The 15405-nt window shown below is 65.6% G+C and carries 17 protein-coding genes; 13 read left to right on the top strand and 4 right to left on the bottom strand.

Annotated elements, in window-relative coordinates; translation table 11 throughout:
• Positions 1-30: 30 nt before the first annotated feature.
• Positions 31-516: a hypothetical protein gene (locus tag ACQPYR_RS25605; protein ID WP_433621486.1), complete on the top strand. Its 486-nt coding sequence runs from the start codon at positions 31-33 to the stop codon at positions 514-516.
• Positions 517-548: 32 nt separating this feature from the next.
• Here ACQPYR_RS25605 and ACQPYR_RS25610 read toward each other — a convergent pair whose 3' ends face one another.
• The gene (locus tag ACQPYR_RS25610; RefSeq protein ID WP_433621487.1) at positions 549-1106 is read right to left on the bottom strand and encodes a hypothetical protein; all 558 of its coding nucleotides are present in this window, start codon (positions 1104-1106) and stop codon (positions 549-551) included.
• A 317-nt stretch (positions 1107-1423) separates the two neighbouring features.
• Positions 1424-3607 carry a malate synthase G gene (locus ACQPYR_RS25615; RefSeq protein WP_433621488.1) on the bottom strand — a complete coding sequence of 728 codons (2184 nt, stop codon included), beginning with the start codon at positions 3605-3607 and terminating at the stop codon, positions 1424-1426.
• A gap of 156 nt (positions 3608-3763) precedes the next feature.
• Between ACQPYR_RS25615 and ACQPYR_RS25620 the strand changes: the two genes are divergently transcribed.
• The 4 genes from ACQPYR_RS25620 to ACQPYR_RS25635 are packed head-to-tail and all read left to right on the top strand — an operon-like array spanning position 3764 to position 7531.
• Positions 3764-4513 carry an SDR family NAD(P)-dependent oxidoreductase gene (locus ACQPYR_RS25620; protein ID WP_433621489.1) on the top strand — a complete coding sequence of 250 codons (750 nt, stop codon included), beginning with the start codon at positions 3764-3766 and terminating at the stop codon, positions 4511-4513.
• Positions 4510-5559: an alcohol dehydrogenase catalytic domain-containing protein gene (locus ACQPYR_RS25625; RefSeq protein WP_433621490.1), complete on the top strand. Its 1050-nt coding sequence runs from the start codon at positions 4510-4512 to the stop codon at positions 5557-5559. Before ACQPYR_RS25620 ends, ACQPYR_RS25625 begins: the two co-directional genes overlap by 4 nt.
• The gene (locus tag ACQPYR_RS25630) at positions 5556-6239 is read left to right on the top strand and encodes a TetR/AcrR family transcriptional regulator (protein ID WP_433621491.1); all 684 of its coding nucleotides are present in this window, start codon (positions 5556-5558) and stop codon (positions 6237-6239) included. The genes ACQPYR_RS25625 and ACQPYR_RS25630 overlap by 4 nt, the downstream gene beginning before the upstream one ends.
• Positions 6240-6241: 2 nt before the next feature.
• Positions 6242-7531: an acyl-CoA dehydrogenase family protein gene (locus ACQPYR_RS25635; RefSeq protein WP_433621492.1), complete on the top strand. Its 1290-nt coding sequence runs from the start codon at positions 6242-6244 to the stop codon at positions 7529-7531.
• 5 nt (positions 7532-7536) lie between these two features.
• On the opposite strand, the gene ACQPYR_RS25640 is transcribed toward ACQPYR_RS25635, so the two are convergent.
• Complete coding sequence (locus ACQPYR_RS25640) at positions 7537-8166, bottom strand: DUF4232 domain-containing protein (RefSeq protein WP_433621493.1); 630 nt, start codon at positions 8164-8166, stop codon at positions 7537-7539.
• Between the two features lie 200 nt (positions 8167-8366).
• Here ACQPYR_RS25640 and ACQPYR_RS25645 point away from each other — a divergent pair, with 200 nt between their 5' ends.
• Positions 8367-8597 (top strand): hypothetical protein, encoded by a 231-nt coding sequence (locus ACQPYR_RS25645; RefSeq protein ID WP_433621494.1) that lies wholly within the window; start codon positions 8367-8369, stop codon positions 8595-8597.
• 3 nt (positions 8598-8600) lie between these two features.
• Here ACQPYR_RS25645 and ACQPYR_RS25650 read toward each other — a convergent pair whose 3' ends face one another.
• Positions 8601-9260: a winged helix-turn-helix transcriptional regulator gene (locus tag ACQPYR_RS25650; RefSeq protein ID WP_433621495.1), complete on the bottom strand. Its 660-nt coding sequence runs from the start codon at positions 9258-9260 to the stop codon at positions 8601-8603.
• Between ACQPYR_RS25650 and ACQPYR_RS25655 the strand changes: the two genes are divergently transcribed.
• The 7 genes from ACQPYR_RS25655 (at position 9243) to ACQPYR_RS25685 (ending at position 15347) form a co-directional block, all read left to right on the top strand.
• A complete protein-coding gene (locus ACQPYR_RS25655) occupies positions 9243-10376 on the top strand; it encodes an acyl-CoA dehydrogenase family protein (protein WP_433621496.1) in 1134 nt (377 codons plus the stop codon). The two genes, ACQPYR_RS25650 and ACQPYR_RS25655, sit on opposite strands and share 18 nt — an antisense overlap.
• A gap of 372 nt (positions 10377-10748) precedes the next feature.
• Positions 10749-11654 (top strand): cutinase family protein, encoded by a 906-nt coding sequence (locus ACQPYR_RS25660; protein ID WP_433621497.1) that lies wholly within the window; start codon positions 10749-10751, stop codon positions 11652-11654.
• A gap of 36 nt (positions 11655-11690) precedes the next feature.
• Entirely contained in the window at positions 11691-11837 is a 147-nt protein-coding gene (locus ACQPYR_RS25665) for a hypothetical protein (RefSeq protein ID WP_387292773.1), read from the top strand.
• A 51-nt stretch (positions 11838-11888) separates the two neighbouring features.
• Positions 11889-12434, top strand: coding sequence for an HNH endonuclease (locus ACQPYR_RS25670; RefSeq protein ID WP_433621498.1), 546 nt, complete (start codon positions 11889-11891; stop codon positions 12432-12434).
• A 27-nt stretch (positions 12435-12461) separates the two neighbouring features.
• Positions 12462-12731, top strand: a complete 270-nt coding sequence (locus ACQPYR_RS25675; protein ID WP_433621499.1) for a WhiB family transcriptional regulator — start codon at positions 12462-12464, stop codon at positions 12729-12731.
• Between the two features lie 84 nt (positions 12732-12815).
• Positions 12816-14480: a VWA domain-containing protein gene (locus tag ACQPYR_RS25680; protein ID WP_433621500.1), complete on the top strand. Its 1665-nt coding sequence runs from the start codon at positions 12816-12818 to the stop codon at positions 14478-14480.
• Between the two features lie 186 nt (positions 14481-14666).
• Entirely contained in the window at positions 14667-15347 is a 681-nt protein-coding gene (locus ACQPYR_RS25685; protein WP_433621501.1) for a hypothetical protein, read from the top strand.
• Positions 15348-15405: the final 58 nt, after the last annotated feature.

A 15405-nucleotide genomic window follows, 5' to 3' on the forward strand; every position in this document is an offset into this window, starting at 1 on the left:
AGTCTGCGCGACTGTGCGACAGTACCCCTTGTGGACGAGGCAGCGCCCCGCCGTTCGGCCGATCTGGATCCGGTCTACCGGACCGTGGCGGACCGACGCCTGCAATACGAGAACCTGCTCTGGCAGGTTCCCGCCCTCAGTCTGACTGCCCAGGCATTCCTGTTCAGTATCTCGATGGGTGCCGACAACGATTCCATCGCGCGCATAGCCTCGTCGCTACTCGCGCTGATCGTGTCGTTCATTTCGATAATGCTCATGGCGAGCCATCGCCTTGCCGAACGCAAGGACGCGCTGTGGCTGGAGCGGTTCGAAGATCAACAGATCGGCGCGGGCACCTGGAGTTCACACGGTCCTGTCTTCGAGACGCAACACCAGAACATCGACCTCGACGTCGGCTGGCTGGACAAGCTGATACCGATGCGGCAGATGTTCACTGTATGGGTGGTCGGACTGGCCTGTTTCGGTGTGGCCGCAATCTTCATGATCATCCGAACACTGGTTGCTGTCGTGCGCTGAGCTGTACGGCGATGGCGGCCTCGCCCGATCTGTCAGGTGTTTTCGACGAAGCGATACCAGGGACCGTGGAAGGGTTCGTAGCCGATGCCGCCGGGGCCGGCCGGCCCGGTACTCGGGGCGCTGTCCGGGAAGTAGGCGAAGCCTTCGGAATTGGTGGCTCCGCCACTGACATAGAACAGGCAGGCACCGTCGCGGCGGGTGACGTAGGTGACGGTGTAGACGCCGAGGCGGGTGCGGTGGCCCGGATTAGCGCAGGCGGTGGCCTGATCTTCGAGGATGGGGCGGGACAGGCGCCACCCCGCGGTTTCGGGGACTTCGTACCACACCAGCGCGGCGAGGGCGGCGATCAGTAGCGGTGCGGTAAGGCTCACGAGGACAGCGTGATAGCGGATCAAGCCCAGGATGGCGAAGACGATCGCGACCAGCCCGACCACCGAAAGTCCCACCCATAGCAGGACTTTGGCCGGAAAGCTGCCCTGAGCAGCCAATTCCCAACACAGCGCGGCACAGAGCAGCGCGATGACGGTGGTGATGGCGCCCATCCAGAGCTCGAACCACAACGGTGTCGGTCGGAGGCGGCCGCTGTTCATGCCAAAGAAGATACGTCGATCCGCCCTGTCCCCGAAGGGAATCGGCTCACCGTCTGTGGAGATATCTCACCGGGCAAAGGAAACCCCCGGCCTCGGCATCCCATCGAGGGGCCGGGACCGGGGGTCGTCGTACCAGACGTTCAGCTCGGCTATTACAGCGGCGGGAAACCGGCCGAACCGGTGGCCATCCAGTTCCAGAACATCGCCGCGCGATTCACAACCAGGGCGAATACATCAAGGACAACGCTTCCCATAAAACTTCCTCACATCCGACTGTCTCGTGCAGCGCCCAGGGTAACGGATCGTTATCGAACGCCTTAGACGCAAGCCAGCGCCTTGGCCTCACGGCGACGTCGGTGCAGGATCGGCTCGGTGTAGCCATTCGGCTGCTTGGTGCCCTCCAGCACCAGCTCCTTCGCGGCCTGGAATGCGATGCTGCCCGCGAAGTCCGCCGCCATCGGCCGGTAGTTCGGGTCGCCCGCATTCTGCTTGTCCACCACCGGCGCCATCCGCTCCAGGCTGGCCACCACCTCATCGGCGGTGACCACACCGTGACGCAGCCAGTTCGCCATCAGCTGGCTCGAAATGCGCAGGGTCGCACGGTCTTCCATGAGACCGATATCCCGGATATCGGGCACCTTGGAGCAGCCGACACCCTGGTCGATCCAGCGCACCACATAGCCGAGGATGCCCTGGGAGTTGTTGTCCAACTCCTGACGCTTCTCCTCATCGGTCCAGTTCGGATCGCCCGCGAGCGGGATCTCCAGGATCTGATCGACGGTAGCGCGACGGCCACCTGCGGCGATCTCCTGCTGCCGCTCGAACACGTCGACCTGGTGGTAGTGCGTGGCATGCAGCGTGGCCGCGGTCGGCGACGGCACCCAGGCGGTGTTGGCGCCCGCACGCGGGTGTCCGATCTTCTGCTCGAGCATGTCGTGCATCAGATCCGGCATGGCCCACATGCCCTTACCGATCTGCGCCTTGCCGGGCAGGCCGGCGGCCAAGCCGGTGTCGACGTTCCAGTCCTCGTAGGACAGGATCCACTGCTGGGTCTTCATCTCGGCCTTGCGGACCATCGGCCCGGCCTCCATGGAGGTGTGGATCTCGTCGCCGGTGCGGTCCAGGAAGCCGGTGTTGATGAACACCACGCGCTGCGCGGCGGCCTGGATACAGGCCTTCAGGTTGACCGTGGTGCGGCGCTCCTCGTCCATGATGCCGACCTTGAGGGTGTTGCGGGTCAGGCCGAGGACGTCCTCGATCCGGCCGAACAGCTCGTTGGTGAAGGCGACCTCGTCCGGGCCGTGCATCTTCGGCTTCACGATGTAGACCGAACCGGTGCGGCTGTTCTTCAACTTCGTATCGCCGAGCAGGCTGTGCTTGGCGATCAGCGAGGTGATCAGACCGTCCATGATGCCCTCGGGCACATCGTTGCCCGCGGCGTCGATGATCGCGTCGGAGGTCATCAGGTGGCCGACGTTGCGCACGAACAGCAGCGACCGGCCGTGCAGCACCAGCTCGCCGCCGCCGAGCGCGGTGTAGACGCGATCCGGGTTCATGGTGCGGGTGAAGGTCTTGTCGCCCTTGGTCACCTTTTCCGCCAGCTCACCCTTCATCAGGCCGAGCCAGTTGTGGTAGCAGAGCACCTTGTCCTCGGCGTCCACTGCGGCGACCGAATCCTCGAAGTCCATGATCGTGGTGACCGCGGACTCCAGCACCACGTCCTTGACGCCCGCCGGATCGGTCTTGCCGATCGGCGAGGCCGGATCGATCTGGATGTCGATGTGCAAGCCGTTGTGCTTCAACAGGATCGAAGTCGGTGAGGCCGGATCGCCCAGGTAGCCGACCAGTTCCGCGCCATCGGCGGCCAGCGTGGTGACCTCGTCGTTGCTCAGCGTCACCGCCAACTGCCCGCCATCGATCGCGTAGTGCGTCGAGGACCGGTGCGAGCCGTTGGCCAGCGGGGCGGCGGTATCGAGGAACTTGCGCGCGAACTCGATCACGCGGCTGCCGCGGACCGGGTTGTAGCCGGTGCCCTTCTCGCCGCCGTCGGCCTCGGAGATGGCGTCGGTGCCGTAGAGGGCGTCGTAGAGCGAACCCCAGCGCGCGTTCGCGGCATTGATCGCGAAGCGGGCGTTCATCACCGGCACCACCAGCTGCGGGCCCGCGGTGGTGGCGATCTCGTCGTCCACATTCTGGGTGGCGATCTCGAAGTCGGTCGGTTCCGCGCGCAGGTAGCCGATATCGCCGAGGAAGCTCTTGTAGGCGGCCTTGTCGTAGTTCGCGCCGGGGTGCTCGGCGTGCCAGGCATCGAGCTTGCCCTGGATCTCGTCGCGTTCGGCCAGCAGGGCGCGGTTGCGCGGAGCGAGGTCGTTGATGACCTGCTCGGCTCCGGCCCAGAACGCGGCGGAATCTACGCCGGTTCCGGGGAGCGCCTCGTTCTCGATGAACTCGTGGAGAACGCTGGCCACCTGGAGCCCGCCGACCTGAATCCGCTCTGTCATCTACTGCCTCACTTTTGAGAAAGCCGGGTGGGAAAAATCGCAACCAATGTTACCCATCGGTAGTGATGTGACGGTGTGTCGGGGCCTTGATTGTATCGCCCGGCGGAATTAATGTACTGATTGGAACATTACCGGCGGCCGGAGCAATGGAGCGCAATGCCAGGACAGTCGTTAGCGGATAAGGTCGCGCTGGTCACGGGCGGTAGCCGCGGGCTCGGCCGAGAGATGGTGCTGGCCTTCGCCGCGGCCGGTGCGGATGTGGTGATCGCAAGTCGCAAACTCGACGGGTGTGTCGAGCTGGCCGATGAGGTGAAGAACACCCACGGTCGGCGCGCACTGCCGGTGGCGTGCAATGTCAGCGATTGGGCGCAGTGCGATGCGCTGGTCGAGGCGGCCTACGCGGAGTTCGGCAAGGTCGATGTGCTGGTCAACAATGCCGGGATGTCGCTGCTGTATCCGAGCCTGGATCAGGTGAGCGAGGACATGTTCGACAAGGTGATCGCGGTCAATCTCAAGGGCCCGTTCCGTTTGTCGACCTTGATCGGCACCAGGATGGCCGCCGCCGGTGGCGGGTCGATCATCAATATCTCCTCGATCGAGGCCCAACGACCGGAACCGCTCGCGGTGCCCTATGCGGCGGCCAAGGCGGGATTGGCCAATCTCACCGGCGGACTCGCGCAGAGTTTCGCGCCGACGGTGCGGGTCAACACGATTCAATGCGGTCCGTTCGAGACGGATATTTCCAAGGCGTGGCCCGCTGAGCTGCGTACTGAGCTGACTCGGCATATGGCACTCGGACGGATCGGCCGCCCGGATGAGATCGTCGGCGCGGCACTGTACTTCGCGACGGACGCCTCGGCGTATTGCACCGGCGCGACTCTGGCACTGGACGGTGGTTGGCGATGAAGGCACTGACTTACCAAGGACCGCAACAGATCTCGTACACCGAAGTGCCCGATCCGATACTGCCGGGCCGCGACGGCGCAATCGTTCGGGTGACCGCCGCCGGAATCTGCGGTAGTGATCTGCACATCTATGCCGGGCACGGCTTCACCGACGGCACCGGATACAGCGTGGGCCACGAGGCGGTCGGCGAGATCGTCGAATTGGGCGCGGATATGCAGGGTTTCGTGGTCGGTGACCGGGTGCTGGTCTCCGCATCCGTCGGCTGCAACCGCTGTGCGAAGTGCAAGGCCGGCATCGTGGCAGCCTGTGAACGTCATCCGATGCCTGCCGACGCCTGCTATGGACTCGGCGGATCGCTCGCCGGCGCGCAGGCGGAATATCTCGCGGTCCCCCATGCCGAAGGGAATCTGGTGCGGCTGCCCGATTCGATCAGCGATGAGGCCGCGATCGTGCTCACCGACAACGCGCCCACCGCTTGGTACGGCGCGCGCCGCACCCGCATCGCACCCGGTGAGACCGTGGTGGTGATCGGGCTGGGACCGGTCGGGCTGATGGCCGTGCAGTCGGCGTTCGCGATGGGCGCGGCGCGGGTGCTCGGGGTGGATCTGGTTGCCGACCGCCGCAAGCGCGCCGCCGAATTGGGCGCGGAGATCATCGAATCCGACGAGCCCAAGACCGTCATCCGCGAAATGCTCAGCGGTGGCGCGGATGTCGCGATCGAGGCGGTCGGCGCCGATGCGACCATCAAGCTCGCCATCAGCGCCGTCGGGCATCGCGGCCGGGTCGGCGTGGTCGGCGTAAGTCACAATCGCGCCTTCCCGTTCCATATGCAGTTGGCTCAGGTCAAGGAGCTCGAATTCCATATCGGACTCTGCTCGATCCAATACGAACTGCCCGCACTGCTGCGACTCACCGCGGCCGGTCGAATCCGGCCCGAAGTCGTTGTCACACACCGATTCCGGATGTCGGATGGTGCGAACGCCTACCGCATGTTCGCCGACCGTGCCGATGGGGTTTCCAAAGTCGTCCTGGATCCACGCCGATGACCGCAGCATCGCGCGGCGATTCCGTGCGGGGTGGTGGCCGGGTGACGGGCGGGCCCGAGTTGGCCTCGCCTCGTCGTCGCGGTCGTCCACCGGCCACGGAGACCACAGCCGAGGCGACCAGGGCGCGCATCGTGGCGGCCGCGGTGGAACTGTTCGCGGAGCAGGGTTTCCACGGTACCGGCGTCGCGGAAATCGGCGATCGGGCCGGAGTGCAGCGGGGTGCGCTGTACTACCACATCGGTTCCAAGGAGGAGTTGCTCTGGCAGATCCTGCGCGATTACATCCAGCTCATGCTCACCGATGCCCAGCGGATCTCCCGCGGCATCGATGACCCGATCGTCAAGTTGCGCAAGCTGATCCACAGCCACGTCGGGCTGATCATCGAGCACCACCGCGAGGTCGCCATCCAATTGCGCGATGTCACCGCACTGACCGGTGAGCGCGGCGAAGAACTACAGGAAATGCGTGACGAAATACAGGCCTGCTGGCAGCGCGTCATCGACGCGGGACATGCGGCGGGCCTGCTGCGTACCGACGACCACGTAGTCACCAACAGTGTGCTCGGCATGCTGAACATGGTGACCTTCTGGTACCGCCCGCACGGCGGGCGCTCCCCCGATGAAATCGCCGACATTGTGGCGTCCACCGTTCTCGACGGCATCACCGACACGAAAGGCTGACCATGGCTTGGGATTTCGAAACCGACCCGGAATACCAGCAGAAGTTGGACTGGGCGGCGGAGTTCGTACGTACCGAGGTGGAGCCCCTCGATCTGCTCTACCCGAATCCCTATGACCGCACCAATACCGAGGCGATGGCGCTGATGCGGCCGCTGAAGGAGAAGGTGAAGGAACAGGGACTGTGGGCCTGCCATCTCGGACCGGAACTGGGCGGCCCCGGCTACGGGCAGCTCAAACTCGGCCTGCTCAACGAGGTGCTCGGTACTTCGGTGTGGGCGCCGTCGGTATTCGGTTGCCAGGCACCGGATTCCGGTAACGCGGAGATCCTCGCGCACTACGGCACCGAGGAACAGAAGGCCAGGTACCTGGAGCCGCTGCTGGCCGGTGAGATCGGTTCCTGCTATGTCATGACCGAACCGACCGGCGGATCGGATCCGACGCTGTTCAAGACCCGCGCCGTGCGCGACGGCGACTCCTGGGTCATCAACGGCGAGAAGTGGTTCAACTCGAACGCGCAGTTCGCCAGCTTCCATATCGTCATGGTGGTCACGAATCCGGATGTCAGCCCGTACCAGGGCATGTCGATGTTCATCGTGCCCGCCGACACCCCCGGCCTGGAGATCGTGAAGAACTTCCACGTGCACGGTTTCAGCGAGCACGAGGGACATCTGCGCTTCACCGATGTCCGGGTGCCCGCCGACCACCTGCTCGGCCAGGAGGGTATGGGCTTCATCGTCGCGCAGACCCGCCTCGGCGGCGGTCGGGTGCACCACGCGATGCGCACAGTCGCGTTGGTGCGCAAGGCCTTCGACATGATGGCCGAACGCGCGGTCTCCCGGCCGATGCGCAAGGGGGCCCTCGCGGGTTTGCAGATGACCCAGGAGCGCATCGCCGACAGCTGGATCGAGATGGAGCAGTTCCGCCTGCTCGTCCTGCGCACCGCCTGGCGGATCGATAAAGAACAGGACTATCTGAAGGTCCGCAAGGACATTGCCGCCATCAAGGTGGCAATGCCGAAGGTGATGCACGATATCGCCCAGCGCGCACTGCATCTGCACGGCGCGATCGGCGTCAGCCAGGACCTACCGTTCGTCGACATGATGAATTACGCCGAGGTCATGGCGATCGCCGACGGCCCCACCGAGGTTCACAAGATCACCCTCGCCAAGGAAGTCTTGAAGGACTACACCCCGGGCGACCCGGTATACCCGAGCGGCTACCGTCCCGCCCTGCGTGAACAGGCCCGAGAACTGGTGGCCCGCCGCTTGGAACACATTGTCGGCAACCTCTGAAATCGCTATTGGGTGGTCACCGGGTGAACGCTCAGCGTGCAGGTGTCGATGGTGGTGCCGACCGCGTGCGTGTCGGTGGTGTTCGGGGCGGTGACCAAAAGTTTCGTGTACGTCGGGCACTGGTTGCCTTCCGCATCGACCGCGCCGCCCTCGACCACTGCCTCGGCATTGTGGTCGTGGTCCAGGACGACGGTCGGTGGCGTATCGATATCGGCAGGGAGACCGCCCAGATAGCCGCGCAAGGTGCGCTCGGCATGCAGGAGCGGCCCGCCTGGGCCGGTATCCACGCCCGGGTATCCGGTCAGCGTGCACGCACCGCTGGCGCCCACGACCGAGAAATGCACGCGCACACCGCGGTGGCCCGCACCCGGCGATATCGGTTCCACGCCGACGATGAGCTGGCTGCCGACGCATGCCGGTATCGGCGGCAACGGCGACGCCGGTTCGCCGTTCGCTCCAGTTGGTTGGTCGGTGGCTACCGCGCTCGCCCCCGGCCCACGGCTACCGACGCTGGTCGGCACTGCGCTAGTACCTGCGGCCGCACCGTGGCCATGATCACCGCCCGAGCAACCGGCCAACGCGAGTACCGCGCAGCAGCCCAGCGGCACCAGATATTTCACCGTCGATATCGACATCGGAACACATCCCTTGCGTATTCGATTCGAACTGGTGCCCCCACCGATTCGTTGCGGACGCCACTTCCGGAACTCCCCGTTCGACACGCGGTCCCCCCGAGCGGACGAGCCTGTCGAGCTGTTTATCGGCCGCACCCGTCGAGCGTTATCGGTGCACACCCGAACAATCGGGTCCAACCTGGATGCCCGGAGGTAACCGAGTGATCGCATACGAGGTGCGGCGGGTGCACAGCTGCGAGTTCTGCGGTACCGACGACCGGGCCCTCGGCACCGACGCCTCGTTGGACCGGGCCAAGTCGATCGCCGAACGCGACGCGGGCCTCGCTCTCGAATGGGCATGGTTCATCGCCGACGGCGAGTGGCCGCTGAGCGCCGATCCGGGGGACGGCGTCTACCGCTACTACATCTACGCCCGAGAGACTACTGCGTAATGATCACGAGGCGCGTACGACCGGATCCGCATATCCCGCAACAGGACTCAGCCGCAGTACCGCCGGCATCCGCCGGGTGAGCGCCGTCGGCCCGGTGAATTCCACTCGGCCGGTTCGCATTGCGTGCGAGAGCGGAATGCGTCCCAGCCAAACCTGGTACAGCGATTCGAGATCGGAGCTGATCGTGACGTCGACCGGATAGCCGGGATCGGCATCACAGACCGAAGGCACACCCGATTCGACGACGATCCAATAGCGCCGGAAGTCGTCGGTGAACCGCACACACAACACGTGACGCTTACCGGGAAACGTGGATGTATCCAGCCGGGAGTGCATCCACCACACCAGCAGCCCGGCATCCAGTTCCTCGGGCTGCGGTTCGCCGAAGGTCCAGCGTGCACCCCATTCGCCGAGTCCGAACAGGATCGGCTCCAATTCCCGACCGGCGGCGGTGAGCAGGTATTCGCTGCCCACCTTGTCGATCAATCCGGCCCGCTCGAACTGGCGCAGCCGCTTGGCCAGCAGGCTGCGCGAAAGCCCTGGCAGACCGCGCGCCAGATCGTTGAAGCGAGTTGTGCCGATGAGCAGATCTCGCAGGATCAGCAGCGACCAGCGCGTTATCGCGGCCGTTCCTAACTTCGAAACATGACGACTATCGCCCATGACATCACCACCACCGACTGGATCGCCCTGGCACGCCAGGTAGGGGAAACCCTGCGCGCCGATGTGGCCGCCCGCGACCGCACCGGCGACATCTCCGTCGCGGCCTTCGACCTACTGCGGGCCACACGACTGAGCGCCGCACTCGTACCGACCGAGTTCGGCGGCGGCGGTGTGACGCACCGCGAGATGGGCGAGATCCTGCGCGAACTCGGCCGCCACGATCCGTCCACCGCGGTCGCGTTCGCCATGCACACCCATCTGGTGGCCGCGCAGGTCTGGCGGCACAACCACGGCATCGACGCCTCGGCGGTATTCGCCAAGGTGGCGGCGGGCGCGATCCTGGTCAGCACCGGCGCTTCGGACTGGGTCGAATCCAACGGCCGGGCCGAGCGCGTCGACGGCGGCTTCCGGGTGAGCGCGCGCAAAGCGCCCGCCAGCGGCTGTGAGGTCGGCGATGTGGTGATGACCAGCATCCGCCGCGGCGATGCGCCGGAGGGACCCCAGGTGCTGCACTTCGCGGTGCCGTTGGACGCCCCCGGTACCCGTATCGAAAAGACCTGGGACACTATCGGTTTGCGGGCCAGCGGCTCCCATACGGTGGTCTTCGAGGATGTCTTCGTTCCCGATGCCGCGATCTCGCTGACCCGCCCCGCCGACGTGTGGCCCCCGGTGCTGAATGTGGTGATCGGCGCGGCCATGCCGCTGGTCATGGCGGCCTATCTCGGCATCGCCGATGCCGCGGTCGAATTGACCGCGGCACTCGTCGCCGACCGCGGCGAACCGTATACCTTCCAGTTGGCGGGCGAAATGATGAACGCCTACACCACCGCAGCGGATCTGATCGCCGCCATGTTCACCGATTCGGACAATCTGCATTTCGACAACACCGACGGCTATGGTGCCCGCACGCTCAGCCGCAAGACCGTGGCCGCCGACGCACTCGTCGATACCGTCCGGCTGGCTATCGAAACCGCTGGCGGCGTGGGCTTTTCGCGCGGGTGCGAGCTGGAGATGTGGTACCGCGACATCCACGGCTGCCTGTTCCACCCGCTGCCGCGGGCCGAGCAGACCCGGTTCACCGGCCGAGTTCTGTTGGGCCACACGCCCATCGGCTGACCCGACCTTCTCGAACGACATATGCTCGAAGCCGGGACGCACGCCTGTCGATCGGGGTTCAATGGATGGGCACACGATGATGCACGGGAGGGAGTCATCGGTGTCCTGATAACCACCACAACCGTGGACGAGGCGGTGACTGCCCCTCGGACACGATGAAGGAGTCGCGCACCCCCTCGCCCGCGACTCCTTCATCCCGCCGCGCCGGGCGAATCGTCGGCATTGCGCATTGTGTTAAAAATGTTCGGCGTTTGTCACGGGTTGTTCCCGCATCAACCCCTGGTCAGACCGTACGGTTGTCTCCGACGCGACGGCAGGCAGTCGCGTACGGCCCCCGGCCGCTTCGGACCTAGCAAAACCGAGGTGTGGACCATGTTTATGCGCAAGATGATCGGTGCCGTGGCGGGAACCGTCATGGTAGGTGCGGCCGGCGCCGTCGGCGGTGCCGGCGCGGCGACGGCAGCGCCCAATGGCTGCCCCGACCTGTATGTCGTGGCGGTACCCGGCACGTGGGAAACCTCCGATGCCAATCCCGGCGAGGGCATGCTCGCCAGCGTCACCGATAACCTGCCGCGAAATACCAGGACCGACTACGTGACCTACGCGGCGACCGCTTTCCCCTGGGAGACCGATGTTTACGGCCGGTCCAAGCGGCAGGCCATCGATAATGCCCGCGGCCTGGTCACGGCCATGGCCCAGCAGTGCGCCGAGACCAAGATCGCGCTGATCGGCTACAGCCAGGGCGCGGATGCGGCAGGCGATCTCGCCGCCGAAATCGGCACCGGACTGAGTCCCATTCGGCCCGAACGCATCGCCGCGGTCGGGCTCATCTCGGATCCGCGCCGCTCCCCGACCGACGCACTCATCGGCCCGCCGGTCGACGGCGCTGGTGCGGGCGGCCCGCGCATCGGCGGCTTCGGCTTCCTCACCCAGAAGACCCGGACCATCTGCGCCGTCGGCGACCTCTACTGCGCCGCACCGCCCACCGACTTCGCGACCCGCGTCGCCGGCTTCCTGGCCCAGGCCTCCGATCCCGACCCGGCTCAGGTGTGGCGCTATCAGCAGGAGGCGTTCGCCATCTTCAACGACCTGATGGCGACGGGGGTGTCCCCGCTCATCCAGAACCAGCTCGCCGATCCGGAAATGAACGAGCGCAAGCGGGAATTCGAGCGGTTCTACAACTCGTTCGTACACCAGAACTATCCGACCTACGTCGTGGATTCCAACGGCGCCACCGCCACCGCGTGGCTGCGGCAGTGGCTGATCGGCCTGGCCTGAAAAACCCTTCGCCACCGGTGGGCGCGCTGTGCCACCATGGATTTCGATGATGATCACCCGATTCCGCGGGTGCTCACGAGCATGAGGAAGGAGGCGGCGGCCGTGACCATTGTCGTATCGAGCTTGCGTCGGTATGACGCGCGCGTCGAGCAGGAACTGCGCCGCCTCCCGGCCGGTAACTGACCGACCCGCGCCGTCCGAATTCGCTCGCTCTCTCGAAACATGGTGACTCCCATGACGTTCCACCGTGCCACCGATCCGGTGGTGTCTACTGTCGACAACTGGATACACACCCGGGTACTGGTATTGAACGCCAGCTACGAGGCCCTCACCGAGATCAGCGCCGACCGGGCCGTGGTGCTGCTCATGGGCGGCGCCGCGGAGTCGATCGCCGATCGGGAGCCGCACCTCCCGATCCGCTCCAAGCATCTCGAGCTCGCGCTGCCGGAGACGATCCGGCTGCTGCGATACGTATACCTCGACCATGTGACGCGAGTACACGACGGCAGTCGCGCGACGCTGGCCGGTGTGCTGCGCCGCGACCACCACCGGTGCGGATACTGCGCGTCCTGGGCACGCACCGTCGACCACATTCGGCCCCGCAGCAGGGGTGGTCCCAACACTTGGGACAACCTGATCGCCGCATGCGCGCGGTGCAACTCGAGCAAGGCCGACCGGACGCCGGAGGAAGCGGGCATGCGGTTGCTGTGGCAGCCGAAGGCGCCCGACCACCTGGCCAAACGGCAACAGCGGATCTGGAAGCAACTGGCCGCTACCTGAGCCGAGAGAGAAAGGAGAAGGCTCGAAATGACCGTCGAATTGGAGACCAGCGCGCTTGTCGATCTGACCGACCTGCTCCCGCTCTCGGATTCCCGAGAGTGGCATCGGGCGGCCTGCCGCGGTGATCCGAATCACGAGGCATGGTTCCCGTACCCGTCGCAGGACTTCGAGTACGCGCGCGCGGTCTGCGCCGGCTGCCCGATTCGAGACGCCTGCGGTGAATTCGCCGCGCGGACTGGACAGTCCGGAGTTTGGGGCGGACACGAGTTCGACCGCGGACGGATGATCCGACCCTAGTCGGACGTTCGCGCCACGCCGTGCCGGTGCGCCGCACCGGACACACCGGCACGGCAAATCCCGCGTGAACATACACTGAGGATCGTGGGCACACATCGCAGCGGAACCAGGTCCCGGGGCGTCAGCAAAGGTCCGGTTATCGCAGTGGTTGCCGTTTTGCTGCTAGTCGCGGCGGTCTTCGCGTTTTTTCAACTCAGTGATCGCGCCGCGAACCGGGACAAGTCGGCCGCGGCGGAATGTAAGGAGGGGCCGTCGACGCTGTTCGTCACGGTCGATCCGGATATCGCCGATCCCGTGCGGGCCGCGGCGGAGCGCTACAACGCGACCAATCCGAAGGTGCGCGATCATTGCGCGAAAGTGGTGGTTACGGCCCAGCCGTCAGCGGCGATCGTCGCCGGGTTCACCGCGGGCACGCCGTGGAACGGTGCGCTCGGTCCGCAGCCGGGGCTGTGGATCGCCGATTCGATGCGGTCCATCGAATCCATGCGGGTGCCTGGGCTGATCGAGGGCACACCCGCGCCGGTTGCGATGAGTCCGATCGTGGTCGCCGTTCCCGAGGATCTGCGAGGCGCGCTCGAGCAAGCCAAGATCACCTGGGCGGATTTACCACGGCTGCAACAGGGTTCGCTGGACGAACTCGGATTGTCCGGGTGGGGCGGGCTGCGGATGGCGCTGCCCGCCGGGGACTCGACCTTGGCGGCGGCAGCAGCGGTCGGCTCCGCGGTTTCGGGAACCGATCCGCTCACCGATCAAGTCGCGCGGTCCGGTCAGGTTGTCGCGGCCATCTCCGGGCTCGCCGCGAAAGCGCCGCAGGCGGCGGACACCACGGCCGCATTGGCCGCGATCGGTGGGACGAATTCGCCCATTCACGCAGTAGCGGCTACCGAGCAGCAACTGAAAGCTGTTGGTAGTACATCGGAATTTCGGCCAATGGGGACCGCACCTGTTGCCGATCATCCCGCCGCGCTGATGTCCGGGGCGTGGGTGGACAAGACCCAGAATCTGATCGCATCACTGTTCACCGACTACTTGCGCGCACCCCAACAGTCCTCGGCCTTCACCGCTGCCGGATTCGCCGCGGCACCGGCCCTCGCCGCACCCGCCGCGCCGCGGACCGCACTGGACAAGGTGCGTGCCACACTGGCCAACCCTGTTCTCGGCGTGCAAGCTACGGTGCTGCTCGACGTCTCGTCCTCGATGGGCAACAGCGACGGATCCCTCACCCGGCTCTCGAATGCACTCGGCGCGCTGCGGTCCACGACGAATGTGATGCCACCGGACTTCGGACTCGGCGTCTGGACGTTCGGGAAGAACCTCGACGGGACAACGCCGTACAAGATCCAAACGCCCACCGCGCCACTGAACAATCAGCAGCGCACCGCCTTGGATACGGCGCTGGAGGCGGTGAAGCCCACCGAATCTCGTACCGACCAGGCTTATCCGTCACTGATCGCCGCCTACAAGTCGGCTGTTCGCGGATACACTCCGGGGCTCACCAATTCGGTTCTGCTCATCACCGACGGCCCGGACGACGACTCCACCACTACCGGAGCCAAACTGCTGACCGAGCTGACCTCCGCCGCCGATCCGGCCCATCCGGTTCGCATCGATGTGATCGTTATCGGGGGCAATGGCACAGAGACGCTCCAAACCGCCGCTCAGCGGACCGGGGGCACATACACGCGACTGCCGACCTCGGATGACGTCGGCTTCGGGACCGCGGTTATGCACGCGTTGACGACGCCGTGAATCATCGCCTGCGGCAATCTCCTCGGCGTGGCGCCGATCTACTACCGCTCGTTCGTCACTCACGAACCGCTGACCACGCAAGACACCCTCCGCGCGGCCGGTGTCGCACCAGCCGCGGCACGTGCCGGTGCGATCTGACGGCCGATCGGGGCACAGTGGAGCAGCCCGCAATGCAATGATGACCCGGTGACTTCCTGGCTTCCGCTTCTCAGCTCGCTCATCGTCGCCGCCGCGGCGCTCATCGGCGTCCTGATCAACAACCGGACGAACCGCGACGCGATCACCGCGGCCGACGAGCGCAACCGGACCACACTTGATGCCGCACAGGCCAATATCGAGACAACCCACGCCGCCGCGCAACGCAACATCGACAACGCCAACGCCGCCGCAGAACGCCGCGAACAGGACAAATGGCGACGCGACTCGATTCTGACCGCGATCTCCTCGGTACTGCTCGCCGCCGCCGACGTCCGCCAAACCCTGTGGGACACCCTCGATTGGAAGGCCGAATCCGTCGAGGAGGTGGACAGTTTCGGCAAGGAAGTACAGCAGAGCATCTCCGCATGCAACCGCTACATCACCCGCTTGCGCGTCCTTGCGAACCCCAAGATCCCGCAGCGCTGCGAGGATCTCCTCCGCACCCTCACCGCGGCCCAGAGCATCACCGTGCAACGCCTCAAGGTCGAACTCGACCACGAAGCAACCATGGACGACGTCAACGCGATCCGCGCATTGTGGCACAAGGCAATTGCCAACACCGTCCAAGACGAACGCGCCGTCATCGACGCGACGCGGTCGGAACTGGGAATCGAAGCCCTCAGCGAGATACCGGAACTCGAACCCGAGGCCGCGCCGGACCCAGCGTGACCCGCCGCCCTCGGGGCACGAAAGATGGCTACCGAGCCGCACCGGCAACGGGGTCGAG

It is taken from the genome of Nocardia sp. CA-120079, from assembly GCF_050955745.1.
Taxonomy (GTDB): Bacteria; Actinomycetota; Actinomycetes; order Mycobacteriales; family Mycobacteriaceae; genus Nocardia.

Bases quoted from the DNA above. Each gene is read 5' to 3' on its own strand.
- ACQPYR_RS25610 (WP_433621487.1), bottom strand. From the start codon at position 1,106: ATGAACAGCGGCCGCCTCCGACCGACACCGTTGTGGTTCGAGCTCTGG.
- ACQPYR_RS25615 (WP_433621488.1), bottom strand. From the start codon at position 3,607: ATGACAGAGCGGATTCAGGTCGGCGGGCTCCAGGTGGCCAGCGTTCTC.
- ACQPYR_RS25620 (WP_433621489.1), top strand. From the start codon at position 3,764: ATGCCAGGACAGTCGTTAGCGGATAAGGTCGCGCTGGTCACGGGCGGT.
- ACQPYR_RS25625 (WP_433621490.1), top strand. From the start codon at position 4,510: ATGAAGGCACTGACTTACCAAGGACCGCAACAGATCTCGTACACCGAA.
- ACQPYR_RS25630 (WP_433621491.1), top strand. From the start codon at position 5,556: ATGACCGCAGCATCGCGCGGCGATTCCGTGCGGGGTGGTGGCCGGGTG.
- ACQPYR_RS25635 (WP_433621492.1), top strand. From the start codon at position 6,242: ATGGCTTGGGATTTCGAAACCGACCCGGAATACCAGCAGAAGTTGGAC.
- ACQPYR_RS25640 (WP_433621493.1), bottom strand. From the start codon at position 8,166: ATGTCGATATCGACGGTGAAATATCTGGTGCCGCTGGGCTGCTGCGCG.
- ACQPYR_RS25655 (WP_433621496.1), top strand. From the start codon at position 9,243: ATGACGACTATCGCCCATGACATCACCACCACCGACTGGATCGCCCTG.
- ACQPYR_RS25650 (WP_433621495.1), bottom strand. From the start codon at position 9,260: ATGGGCGATAGTCGTCATGTTTCGAAGTTAGGAACGGCCGCGATAACG.
- ACQPYR_RS25660 (WP_433621497.1), top strand. From the start codon at position 10,749: ATGTTTATGCGCAAGATGATCGGTGCCGTGGCGGGAACCGTCATGGTA.
- ACQPYR_RS25665 (WP_387292773.1), top strand. From the start codon at position 11,691: ATGGATTTCGATGATGATCACCCGATTCCGCGGGTGCTCACGAGCATG.
- ACQPYR_RS25670 (WP_433621498.1), top strand. From the start codon at position 11,889: ATGACGTTCCACCGTGCCACCGATCCGGTGGTGTCTACTGTCGACAAC.
- ACQPYR_RS25675 (WP_433621499.1), top strand. From the start codon at position 12,462: ATGACCGTCGAATTGGAGACCAGCGCGCTTGTCGATCTGACCGACCTG.